Origin of the sequence: Eubacterium sp. MSJ-13 (assembly GCF_018918235.1) — a bacterium.
Classification (GTDB): Bacteria; Bacillota; Clostridia; order Lachnospirales; family Lachnospiraceae; genus Butyribacter.
Genome location: NZ_JAHLQE010000024.1, coordinates 1 through 11,384 on the forward strand (window position 1 = coordinate 1; position 11,384 = coordinate 11,384).

The following is an 11,384-nucleotide window of genomic DNA, read 5'->3' on the forward strand; positions in this document are numbered from 1 at the left end:
GGGAGAGCATCTGCCTTACAAGCAGAGGGTCACAGGTTCGAGCCCTGTAGGTCCCATTACAGCGAATTTCGTTGTTACAATTTAATATGGCGGGATAGCTCAGTTGGCTAGAGCACACGGTTCATACCCGTGGTGTCGTGGGTTCAAATCCCTCTCCCGCTACTTTGAATCCTCTGAATTTTTCAGAGGATTTTTTTTGCATTATAAAAAAGAAAGGAAATTAAAAATATGAGAGTAGGAATGGGATATGATGTTCACAAATTAGTTGAGGGGCGTGAGCTGGTACTTGGTGGTGTTAAGATTCCTTATGAAAAGGGACTTCTCGGTCATTCTGATGCAGATGTTCTGCTGCATGCTATTATGGATGCGTTACTTGGAGCTGCAGCACTTGGAGATATCGGCAAACATTTCCCTGATACTGATGACAGATATAAGGGAATTTCAAGTATCAAACTTTTAAGTGAAGTGGGAAGTCTTCTTGAAGAAAAATGTTATATTATAGAAAATATTGATGCTACTGTAATAGCACAGCGTCCGAAATTAAGAAATTATATTGATGATATGAGAAAAAATATAGCAGATACTCTTGGGATTGATATAGATCAGGTAAATGTGAAAGCAACAACAGAGGAAGGTCTTGGATTCACAGGAACAGGAAAGGGGATTTCTTCACAGGCAATCTGTTCATTGTCATCAATGTACGATTATTCTGTTGATATGACAAAAACGCACCCGACAGGCTGTGCCGGGTGCAAGGGCTGTATAACTGCTAACAAAAATTAGTCTATTGCATTATTTAATATGCGTCTGAAAGCAGGCGCAATCTGGGCGGCAACGATGGCTTTTACCGTATCAAGTGCGATAAATGGTAAAAATCCTGCGATAAATGCCGCCTTTAAATTTATGCCTCCGATAAGCATTATCCATAAAGAACCAAAAACATCAACAAATACAGCGGATATAATGGCTGCTATTGTAAATGAAATTCTGTTATATTCGCGTCTGCAGAATATAGGAAGAAGAATAGCGATAATGACAAATGCGAAAGAATATCCTCCGTACTGACCAAATAAATATCCGATACCGCCCTGGCCTCCTATAAATACAGGAACACCTACAGCACCGAGAAGCAGCCAGACAAGTGAGATAAGAAATGACTGTTGAAGCGTAAAAACAAGTCCTATAAGTGTTACGACAAAGTTGAGTGCAGTAATATGTGAACCGTTTGGAAGCGGAATACTTATGTAAGCTGATACACAGAGTACTGCTGCAAAAAGAGCCATAAGTACAAGGTTTTGGGTTGCAAATACATTTTTGGTTTTTGTAATAGAATTATTCATTGTTTTCCTCCGTTTTTACAATTATATTTTATTATATATTAAAGACTATTCTATATAATAAAAATGTTTTGCTATGAATGTGCAAGCTTTTGTGAAGCAAGCTTTTAGTTCATTGCAAGAGAAAGTATATATATAAAAAACAGTCTTGTCAACCTTTTTGAAAATATGGTTGACAATAGACAGGGTGAAATATATACTGTCATAATGGGAGTTATATTATATAGAGAAGTGAGAGGTATTGTGGATATGGTGTATAAAAAATATAGGAGATATTTTGCTTCTTTGTCTAAAATTGAAGGTTTTAAGAACTGGGTTATTGCAAAGGTCCTGTTTAAAAATGATAACTGTGGGAGAGATATAGTTATTCGTGAATGTGTTAGTGATTTGAGTGCAGAAATAAAAAAACAGAGAAAAAATTATGCAGTGCTCGTTGTCAAAGATGACAGAATAAATTTTGAAGTTCATCTTATGAGGATAGTTAATAAAACGGAAGATGGATTTAACACTGCCTCTGTTCATGCTGGTGAAAAAAGTGAAGCTGAGTTTGAGGAGTACATCCAGCATGAGAATATGAATTTTTATGATTTTGTTGTATTTGAGAAGGATGAGATATTGGATTTTGTGCGTGATGTTCAGGATAAAAATCCTATTCACAGAACGGAAAATGCGATTGTTCCGGGGTTCTTGATGCTTGAGTATTTACTTGAAAGAGAAGCTATATCATCATGTGATATTAAATATATCCTTCCTGTTTTTGAGGGGGAGAAGGTTGAAATATATAGGAATGACAGAAAATTTGATGCATGGGTGTGGCATTGTATTGATGGCAGCTATGTAAAAGCTGTAAGAGTGTTTGAACTTAGGTTGTTAAAGTAAAAGAATAGTAAAAAGGGATGGCTTATTATGGCTTATATATTAGATGGACTGAGAAGTTATATAGGAATAGAAAACAGTATGTACCGTCATGTGTCTGCTGAAGAAATCGGTGCTAAGGTGCTTGATGCACTGGCGGATAAGACAGGCATAAAAAAAGCAGACTGTATTATAGCAGGAAATGGTGTCGGGGCAGGAGGAAACATAGCAAGGGTTATGTCGTTGTCATCTTCATTTGGCATTGAAACTCCGGCATTTACGATTGACCTTCAGTGCGGTTCAGCTCTTGAGAGTATTGCTGTAGCTGCTGCAAAGATTGATTCGGGGCAGGCTGATCTGATAATTGCAGGTGGTTTTGAGAGTAGTTCTACAGCACCAAGGAGAGCGTATAATAGAAATCATCCGGATTATGATAAATATGGGGATAATTGGTATAAGACAGCCAGGTTTGTGCCTGATTCACACAGCCAGGAAGCTATGCTTGAGGGAGCAGAGCAAACGGCAGTTTCTGAGGGGATTACAAGAGAGGAACTTAACAAGTGGGTGTTAAGGAGTCACAGACTTGCAAAAGAAGCAAGAGATGTAGGAGAGCTCGATGATATAACCGTAGAGATTATTGAAGGTTGTGATAAAGATGAGGGTATAAGGGAAAGGATGAGTGAAAGGTTATTAAACCGTTTGCCGGCTGTATTGAAAGATGGAAAGATAACTACGGCGGGAAATGCTTGTCTTACAAACGATGGAGCAGCTTTTTTGATATTATGTTCAAAGAGGTATCTTGGTGAAACGCCGCTTACTCCAATGGGAGAGTTTGTTGATATTGCGGAGGTGGGAACAAATCCGGAACAGAGTCAGAAATCGTGTATAGCTGCGATTGACAGGCTTTTAATGAAAAATGGTATCTCATCCGCTGAAATAGATATCTATGAGTGTAATGAGGCATTTGCGGTTATAGATGAATTATTTGCACGAAGATATCCTGACAGTATAGAAAAATATAATATATTTGGCGGTGCACTTGCATATGGTCATCCTTATGGTGCATCAGGAGGTATAATAACACTTCATGCTTTAAAAGCACTTGAGAAAAGAGGCGGAAAGTATGCAGTCTGTGCTGTGGCGGCAGCAGGTGGAGTAGGAAGTGCGGTATTGATAAAAAAATAAAGTACAAAATGGGGTATTGTTATGAATTATTATGAAATGATATGTGAAAAAAAATTTGAAAAGCTGGCATTTGTTGAGGATGGGATTCCGTATACATACGGTGAGCTCGTGCAGATGGCAGATGAGGCGGCAGGGTTGATACTTCTTAATAAAGATAAAGCATATGGTTCAATGCATAACGGAACATGGCGTAAGATAGGAGAAGATGTAAAAACCGGAAGAAAAGTTTATATGATAAAAAGCAGATTATTTCTTGAACAGCTTATTTTGTTTCTTGCATGTAATAAAATCGGAGTCATACCTGTGATAGTGCAGCATGACATAACAGAACTTCCGAAGATAAATAAAGTTCACGATGAGGTATGTATGGCTGTTATGACATCTGGTACTACAGGGATTCCAAAGATTTTATACAGAACATATGAAAGCTGGTGTGATTTTTTTCCTGTTCAAAATGACATTTTTAAGATAAATGAAAACAGCAGGATGTTTGTTCAGGGGAGTCTTGCGTTTACAGGAAATTTAAATCTTGTTATGGCACAGCTTTATGCAGGAGCGGTTACGATTGTGGAAAATAAGTTTAATCCAAAAAGGTGGGAAGAAGTTATAAAACAGTGGGATGCGGATGTGATTTATCTTATTCCTTCAAAACTTATGTGCATACCGGATTGTTTTAAGGAGAAAAATGTTAATATAAAAATGATTCTATCAGGTTCCCAGAGTCTTGGAAAAAAAGATGCTGAAATGTTAAAGGAAGTATTTCCAAATACAAAAGTTATTTTATATTATGGTGCAAGTGAGTTAAATTATATTTCATATGTTACTGATGAAAACATGAATACGAAAAGAAATCTTATTGGTAAACCGTTTCCTAAGGTTGAAGTAAGTGTTAAAGACGGTGAGATATATGTAACAAATGAATTTCATGTTTATGGAGTCGAGTGTCCGTTTTCACTGAAAGACAGGGGGTATCTTGATGATTTTGGAAATCTTTATTTTGAAGGGCGTTCTGATGATATAGTGGGGATAAGAGGCAGAAAGGTTTCAAAGGCAAAGATAGAGGCTGCCATATGTGAAAAAGAAGAGGTTAGTGAGGCAGCAGTCATTATGGAAAAGGAGAAAGATATACTTACAGCATATGTTTCTGTTAAGGATAGCATAAGGGATGAAATTTTTGCTGATGAAGATAAAAAAACCGAGTTTGAACAGAATATATATACAGATATAAGAAAAAGACTTGCACATTTTGAAATGCCAAGAAGAATAATACTTATAGAGGAAATGCCTCATAATAAGGATACGGGAAAAATTGACAGAAAGAGTATATTAGATAAATATATGTAATTTAACACTATCAGAGCGGATTGCAAATATCCGCTTGACTATAATGGTTCGCAGCCTTCCTCATATTTTATAAAATTAAGTGTTTATTTTTGTGGCGGTAGCAGTACAGAAAGTTTTGGTGATTATTTATTTGTGACAGTTACTGAACAGAAAGCCTGAGCACCATCTTCTGATACGGTGATTATGGTTTGTCCGGCTTTTTTTGCTTTGATGATTCCTTTTTGGTCAACAGTAGCAACAGATGTCTTTTTTGAAACCCACTGTGGTATATTATTTGAAGATACGTTGGCTTCTAAAGTGAATTTTTCACCTGTTTTTAAAGTGATTGATGTTTTGCTCAATTTTATAACAGGCGGTTTTACAGTGACTTCACATGTTTTTTTGATTCCGTCCACGGTAGCACTTATTATTGCAGTTCCATGTTTAACAGCGGTAACGCAGCCATTATCGTCAACGGTTGCGATGCTTGACTTGTTAGTTTTCCATATAGGGGTTATTCCTGACGATATATCAGCAGTTATGGTTTTAGATTGTCCTTTGTACATAGTTAAAGAAGAAAATCCCAATTTTATGGTCGGATTTTTAACCTTTACTTTACATTGTGCAGTTGATGTGTCAGCTTTTACGGTGATTATCGCTTCGCCGGGTTTGTTTCCGGTAATATTACCGTTATCATCAACAGTAGCAACACTTGATTTGTTGCTTTTGAAAATTATTTCTCCTTTTGTTGAAGTTGTAACATTTAGTTTGAATGTTTCGTTGTGCTCTATAGAAATTGTTTTTCTGGATAAAACGATCTTTGTTTTGGAAACGGTAATCTTACAGCTTATTTCAGTGCGTTTATCTTTTACATTGATTTTGCATGTGCCTGGTGATCTGGCTGTTACTTCTCCAAGCGATGTGACTGCGGCAATCTTGCTGCTTGTGCTTTTGAAAGTTGGAATACCTCCGTTTGAAGAAATGGCAGCAAGGTAAAATGAGTCACCGATATTCATGTTTTTGCTGTAACAGGAAAGAATGATAATGGGATAGTTGGAAGCAGCGGTTACACCTGTGTCACATGGTACACATGAAAACAATACTGCTGCGATAGTTAATATAGTTATGATTTTTTTATTCATAATACCCTCCTTACTGGAAGGCTGCGATAGGTGTATCGTAAACGGCATTGTGTGAAAAGTCAATGATGTTTTTTTAATATCGTGGAATATAACAAAAATGCATATGCAGTTTTGTGAAAAATTAACAAGTAAAGCGTAATGCTTCACAAATTTAAGAAAATGTGTTACAATTTAGAAGGCACATTTAAATATGTCAGATAGAAATTACATAATCGGAGGGCTAATGATGGACAAAATTAAAATGACAACTCCACTTGTAGAGATGGATGGGGACGAGATGACACGCATACTTTGGAAGATCATAAAAGATGAACTTTTACTTCCATATATAGATTTAAAGACAGAATATTATGACCTTGGTCTCGAACATCGTAATGAGACTAATGATCAGGTTACTATAGATTCTGCCGAGGCTACAAAGAAGTATGGAGTTGCAGTTAAATGTGCAACTATCACACCAAACGCTGCCAGAATGACAGAATATGACCTTAAGGAGATGTGGAAGTCACCAAATGGTACTATCAGAGCAGCTCTCGATGGAACGGTATTCCGTGCACCTATCCAGGTTAAGGGTATCACTCCATGCGTAAAGAATTGGGAGAAGCCTATCACACTTGCAAGACATGCATATGGTGATGTTTATAAGAATACTGAGATTAAAGTGCCGGGACCTGGAAAAGCAGAACTTGTATTTACAGGTGAGGATGGAAAAGAAATCCGCAAGACTATTCAGGACTTTACTGGACCTGGAATCATCCAGGGAATACATAATACAGACAAATCGATCACAAGTTTTGCAAAGGCATGTTTTAATTATGCACTTGATACAAAACAGGATTTGTGGTTTGCAACAAAGGATACTATTTCAAAGATTTATGACCACAACTTCAAGGATATTTTCAATGATCTTTATGAAGCTGAGTATAAGGATAAGTTTGAGGCAGCGGGCATAGAATATTTCTATACGCTTATTGATGATGCAGTTGCCCGTGTTATGAAAGCAAAAGGCGGTTTTATCTGGGCATGTAAGAATTATGACGGTGATGTTATGAGTGATATGGTATCGTCAGCATGCGGTTCACTTGCGATGATGACATCAGTGCTTGTATCACCTACGGGAGTATATGAGTATGAAGCTGCTCATGGAACTGTTCAGAGACACTATTATAAACATCTTAAAGGTGAGGAGACATCTACAAACTCAGTAGCTACGATATTTGCATGGACAGGAGCACTTCGCAAGAGAGGTGAACTTGACAATATTCCTGAACTTATGACATTTGCAGATCAACTTGAGAAGGCACCGCTTGGAACTATCGAGTCAGGAAAGATGACGAAGGATCTTGCACTTATCACAACGCTTGAGGATGTGACAGTACTTAACAGTCAGGACTTTATCAAGGCAATCAAAGAAAATCTTGATAAAGAGCTTGCATAATATTATTGCTTACATAAAATGTGACTGATTGCTGTATGATAACTACGCAGACACAGGTCTGACAAATATGATGTGTACAGTAATAATGTATTAAACCTAAGATATTATTCAAGAATGTGTTCTTGAAATCAAAATGGCACCCCTGGATTTTTAGATTTTAGCGGGTGCCTGTTTTTAAAAGTAAAGGAGGTTTTAATTATGAGTTCTGGTGTAGATGAAAAGATATTTGAGGGAAAGGTAGAGCTTCCTTCAAAAGCGTTTACGCATGGTGCAAAATTTCATTCGGATGATGTTTTTGCAACGGCATTTCTGAAGATGATAAAACCTGATATTGAAATTATAAGGGGATTTGAAGTGCCTAAGGATTTTGATGGGATAGTTTTTGATATAGGAAGAGGAAAATTTGATCATCATCAGGAGGATAAGGAGTACAGGGAAAACGGTTGTCCTTACGCTGCTTTCGGTCTTTTGTGGAGAGAGTTTGGTGCCAAATGTGTCGGAGAGGAAGAGGCACTTAGATTTGACGAAAAATTTATACAGCCGCTTGATGAGTCAGATAATACAGGATGTTCAAATGACATTGCAAAGATAATATCAGAATTTAATCCGGGCTGGGATCAGGAGCAGGATTATGATAGTTGTTTTAAGAAGGCAGTAGAATTTGCTAAAGTTATTCTTGTAAATCATTTTAATTCAGTTGCAGGCATTGTGAGAGCTGCCGAACTTGTAAAAGCTGATATGGAAAAATGTGATGGAGAGGTGCTTGTATTATCTAGGTTTGTACCGTGGAAGAGCGTTGTTATCGACAGCGGTTACAAGTATGTTGTATATCCATCAAATAGAGGGGGATACAGTGTACAGGGTGTTCCGGTAGGCACGGAGGATAATACATTGATATGCGATTTCCCAGAATCATGGTGTGGAAAAGAAGCTGAAGAACTTAGAAAGATAAGCGGAATAAAGACACTTAGGTTTTGTCATCCGAATGGATTTCTTGCTGCAGCAGAAACACTTGATGATGCAATTAAAGCGGCGAAACTCTCTATTGAGATTGCTGTTGGTGGAATAAATCTGCTTACGCAGGACTAAAAGAGCGTTTAGATTGGCTGACATGATTTATTACAGATGACTTGTTTGGTTTAAAATTTTATATCAAGAGAAACATAGTTGATTAAAACGGGACAAAAATCAATCATTTTTGCCCCGTTTTATTTGTAATATGAAACTTTGCTATAAATTATTTTGTTGCATTTACTATGGCGTCTATTGCCTCGTCAAACCAATTTACATCTAGACTTTCAACATCACCGGCATCACTGGCGGCGGCTATTGCAGGAGTCATTGGTATCTGACCGAGTATAGGAAGTTTGTATACCGCTGCAACTTCTGAGAGGTGGCTTTTTCCAAATACTTCTATGTGTTTTCCACAATCAGGACATTCTACATAACTCATATTTTCGATAATACCGATTATAGGTACATTCATCATCTGTGCCATCTTTACGGCTTTAGCAACTATCATTGAAACAAGTTCCTGTGGTGATGTCACGATTACGATGCCATCAACAGGTATAGACTGAAATACGGTGAGAGCTACATCTCCCGTTCCAGGAGGCATGTCAACGAACATATAGTCAACATCTGTCCAGATAACATCCTGCCAGAACTGTTTTACGGTACCTGCGATGACAGGACCACGCCATATAACAGGATCTGTCGCATCATCGAGAAGAAGATTAACTGACATTGTCTGTATGCCTGTTTTGGAATAAACAGGATAAATACCGTTTTCATCACCTCGTGCTCTCTCCGTAATACCAAATGCTTTAGGAATTGAAGGACCGGTTATGTCGGCATCAAGAACGGCTGTATGGTATCCTTTCTTCTGAAAATTAGCAGCAAGCATTGAAGATATCATAGATTTACCAACGCCGCCTTTTCCACTGATAACGCCTATAACTTTTTTGATAGAACTCTTTGGATTTGGTTTTTCTATAAAACTCTTTGGATCGCGGCTTGCACATGCTTCGCCGCAGCTTGAACAGTCGTGGGTACAATTTTCACTCATAATAATTAAACCTCATTTCTGCACACATATAATATCTCTGATTGTGTGCGTTTTTTCAAAAATATCATATCTGACGATAATATGTGATAAAGTATATCATAATTCTTATAAATGTGCCAATTTATATCACATCCTTGATAGTGTTAAATATTGAGTCATAATCTCTTAGATATATCATATATTTATATTATAATGCTGTGGCTTACGGGAGAAGGGGCTTAAATATCAGGCTTCTTTGTTTCGGTGCAGATAAATAATTGATTGATGGAGGCAGGTTATGAGTCAGTATAAAAGAATGGTTTCTTATTTGTACAAATACATAAATGGTGCAAAAAGCCAGAATACAGGTTTTGTCAGGATAGAACTCATGGATAAGCAGTGTCGTTTTACGGTTCAGATGCGTATGATACCATTTGAATTATATCCAAAAGTATATTTATATATTCAAAAAGAGTATGGAGCAAAATGTATAGAAGTTTCTGATATGGGAGTAAAATCGGGAAATCTTGTAAGCAGATTTGTGCTTGATATGGGAAATATTGCACAGACAGGATATTCATTTGATGATATTGACGGTCTTATCGTATATATTGGAAAAGAGATGTTTTTTGCAACTTCATGGGTAAAAGATGAGGTGAGATTAGGTGAGATGGAGATTGTTTCACCGAATAGCAGACAGAGTATATTTGAAGAGAATGATTCAAAAGAGGATGATATCGTAAATAATAGAACAGCTAAAAATGATAGCAGAAGCAATGGATTTAGAGATAAAACCAATGAAAATGAAAATTTTGAAAACAGAGATGGGGATTTAAATGCAAGGGAGAAGGAAAGTGTAAATGAAGATTACAGGGAAGATATATCTGTAAATGATGACGGAGCAAGTTCGGGAGAGAATGAGGTGGCAAGTTCGGCACAGTCCGTTGTTACAGAAGAAAGACAGATAGATGATTTTGATTCGGAAAAGGTTGTAATTAAAGCAAGTGTTTATGAAGACAACGAAAAAGATTTCGGGGAGAGAATCCTCAGTACATTTCCAATAATGTATCCGTTTGTTTCGGGAATAATTGAAAAGAGCGTTAGGATAGAACTTAAAGATATAGGCTGTCTGCCAATAAAAATGTGGGTACTTGCAAATAATGCTTTTTTGCTGCATGGATATTGTAGTTACAGACATATAATATTTGCCCGGATAAATGTTGAAGATAAGTCGATGCAATATGCCATTGGTTCACCAGGAGTATATAATGATTACGATGAAAAGGTAGCAAGACAGCATGGATTTATATATTTCCAACCGATAGGTGATGTGAAAGATGTTTGTGGAGCATTTGGATATTGGATTCATCCATTAAAATAGGTGTAGAGAAAATGATCCTCCCATGAATTATTTATTTTTGCAAATGAATGAAGATAACCTTCCTGTATAAAACCTAGTTTATTAAGAAGCCGGATCGAACTCGTATTATCAGGCATAACATATGCTTCTATCCTATGCAGTGGATAGTCAAAACAAAGTTCCGGCAGAAGAAAACTTAAAGCTTCGATCATATAACCTTTGCCGGTAGATTCCCTGTCAAGTTTGTAACCTACCATGCAGCTATTGAAAGCACCTTTCAGAAAATTACTGAAACAAATAGTCCCGATAGGATAGTCGGGATTTTTTTTATCAAATATCCAATAGCGCATATAGTTGTTTTTAAAAAAACTATTGTATTCAAGTGAAAGATTTGCATGCTGAAAGGACTCAGTGTAAAATCTTTCACTTCTTGCAGGTTCGAGAGACTCAAGGATATCTTTGTTTCTCTTATAAAAATTTAATACTACTGGAGCCCATGAAGGCTGGAGTATATTTAAAATTAGACGGTCAGTCTGATAAAATATATTCATAATAAAACCTCGTTTAAAATTTGACTTATTATAGTATATTCTTAATTATAGAATAATGAATCTGAAAATGGAAGATAAAAAATAAAAAACTGTAACAGTTCAGCCATAAAATGAACAACTGGATATAGCACCGGCTAGAAAATAGC

At 36.8% G+C, this 11,384-nt stretch carries 11 protein-coding genes and 1 tRNA gene; 8 read left to right on the forward strand and 4 right to left on the reverse strand.

The window, feature by feature from the left end; all coding sequences use genetic code 11:
• The first annotated feature begins 88 nt into the window (after positions 1–88).
• Positions 89–162, forward strand: a tRNA-Met gene (locus KQI69_RS01015).
• A 66-nt stretch (positions 163–228) separates the two neighbouring features.
• The gene (gene ispF / locus KQI69_RS01020) at positions 229–783 is read left to right on the forward strand and encodes a 2-C-methyl-D-erythritol 2,4-cyclodiphosphate synthase (protein WP_216563424.1); all 555 of its coding nucleotides are present in this window, start codon (positions 229–231) and stop codon (positions 781–783) included.
• Here ispF and KQI69_RS01025 read toward each other — a convergent pair.
• A complete protein-coding gene (locus tag KQI69_RS01025; RefSeq protein WP_253288937.1) occupies positions 780–1,340 on the reverse strand; it encodes a biotin transporter BioY in 561 nt (186 codons plus the stop codon). The genes ispF and KQI69_RS01025 overlap by 4 nt on opposite strands.
• A gap of 282 nt (positions 1,341–1,622) precedes the next feature.
• Here KQI69_RS01025 and KQI69_RS01030 point away from each other — a divergent pair, with 282 nt between their 5' ends.
• Genes KQI69_RS01030 through KQI69_RS01040 form a run of 3 tightly spaced genes read left to right on the forward strand, consistent with a single transcriptional unit; the run spans position 1,623 to position 4,721 of the window.
• A complete protein-coding gene (locus KQI69_RS01030; protein ID WP_216563425.1) occupies positions 1,623–2,216 on the forward strand; it encodes a hypothetical protein in 594 nt (197 codons plus the stop codon).
• Positions 2,217–2,243: 27 nt separating this feature from the next.
• Positions 2,244–3,377: a thiolase family protein gene (locus tag KQI69_RS01035; RefSeq protein ID WP_216563426.1), complete on the forward strand. Its 1,134-nt coding sequence runs from the start codon at positions 2,244–2,246 to the stop codon at positions 3,375–3,377.
• Between the two features lie 21 nt (positions 3,378–3,398).
• The gene (locus KQI69_RS01040) at positions 3,399–4,721 is read left to right on the forward strand and encodes an AMP-binding protein (protein WP_216563427.1); all 1,323 of its coding nucleotides are present in this window, start codon (positions 3,399–3,401) and stop codon (positions 4,719–4,721) included.
• Between the two features lie 122 nt (positions 4,722–4,843).
• On the opposite strand, the gene KQI69_RS01045 is transcribed toward KQI69_RS01040, so the two are convergent.
• Positions 4,844–5,842 carry an Ig-like domain-containing protein gene (locus KQI69_RS01045; protein WP_216563428.1) on the reverse strand — a complete coding sequence of 333 codons (999 nt, stop codon included), beginning with the start codon at positions 5,840–5,842 and terminating at the stop codon, positions 4,844–4,846.
• A gap of 226 nt (positions 5,843–6,068) precedes the next feature.
• On the opposite strand from KQI69_RS01045, the gene KQI69_RS01050 reads away from it, so the two are divergent.
• Positions 6,069–7,280, forward strand: a complete 1,212-nt coding sequence (locus KQI69_RS01050) for an NADP-dependent isocitrate dehydrogenase (RefSeq protein WP_216563429.1) — start codon at positions 6,069–6,071, stop codon at positions 7,278–7,280.
• A gap of 198 nt (positions 7,281–7,478) precedes the next feature.
• Positions 7,479–8,369 (forward strand): MYG1 family protein, encoded by an 891-nt coding sequence (locus KQI69_RS01055; RefSeq protein WP_216563430.1) that lies wholly within the window; start codon positions 7,479–7,481, stop codon positions 8,367–8,369.
• A gap of 148 nt (positions 8,370–8,517) precedes the next feature.
• On the opposite strand, the gene KQI69_RS01060 is transcribed toward KQI69_RS01055, so the two are convergent.
• Entirely contained in the window at positions 8,518–9,348 is an 831-nt protein-coding gene (locus KQI69_RS01060) for an Mrp/NBP35 family ATP-binding protein (protein ID WP_216563431.1), read from the reverse strand.
• Between the two features lie 277 nt (positions 9,349–9,625).
• On the opposite strand from KQI69_RS01060, the gene KQI69_RS01065 reads away from it, so the two are divergent.
• The gene (locus tag KQI69_RS01065; RefSeq protein WP_216563432.1) at positions 9,626–10,708 is read left to right on the forward strand and encodes a DUF6128 domain-containing protein; all 1,083 of its coding nucleotides are present in this window, start codon (positions 9,626–9,628) and stop codon (positions 10,706–10,708) included.
• Here KQI69_RS01065 and KQI69_RS01070 read toward each other — a convergent pair.
• Positions 10,693–11,238 carry a GNAT family N-acetyltransferase gene (locus tag KQI69_RS01070; RefSeq protein ID WP_216563433.1) on the reverse strand — a complete coding sequence of 182 codons (546 nt, stop codon included), beginning with the start codon at positions 11,236–11,238 and terminating at the stop codon, positions 10,693–10,695. The genes KQI69_RS01065 and KQI69_RS01070 overlap by 16 nt on opposite strands.
• Positions 11,239–11,384 lie beyond the last annotated feature (146 nt).

Excerpts from the sequence above, each read along its gene's own strand:
- KQI69_RS01035 (WP_216563426.1), top strand. The coding sequence starts at position 2,244 with ATGGCTTATATATTAGATGGACTGAGAAGTTATATAGGAATAGAAAAC.
- KQI69_RS01025 (WP_253288937.1), bottom strand. The coding sequence starts at position 1,340 with ATGAATAATTCTATTACAAAAACCAAAAATGTATTTGCAACCCAAAAC.
- KQI69_RS01055 (WP_216563430.1), top strand. The coding sequence starts at position 7,479 with ATGAGTTCTGGTGTAGATGAAAAGATATTTGAGGGAAAGGTAGAGCTT.
- KQI69_RS01070 (WP_216563433.1), bottom strand. The coding sequence starts at position 11,238 with ATGAATATATTTTATCAGACTGACCGTCTAATTTTAAATATACTCCAG.
- KQI69_RS01040 (WP_216563427.1), top strand. The coding sequence starts at position 3,399 with ATGAATTATTATGAAATGATATGTGAAAAAAAATTTGAAAAGCTGGCA.
- KQI69_RS01065 (WP_216563432.1), top strand. The coding sequence starts at position 9,626 with ATGAGTCAGTATAAAAGAATGGTTTCTTATTTGTACAAATACATAAAT.
- ispF (WP_216563424.1), top strand. The coding sequence starts at position 229 with ATGAGAGTAGGAATGGGATATGATGTTCACAAATTAGTTGAGGGGCGT.
- KQI69_RS01050 (WP_216563429.1), top strand. The coding sequence starts at position 6,069 with ATGGACAAAATTAAAATGACAACTCCACTTGTAGAGATGGATGGGGAC.
- KQI69_RS01045 (WP_216563428.1), bottom strand. The coding sequence starts at position 5,842 with ATGAATAAAAAAATCATAACTATATTAACTATCGCAGCAGTATTGTTT.
- KQI69_RS01060 (WP_216563431.1), bottom strand. The coding sequence starts at position 9,348 with ATGAGTGAAAATTGTACCCACGACTGTTCAAGCTGCGGCGAAGCATGT.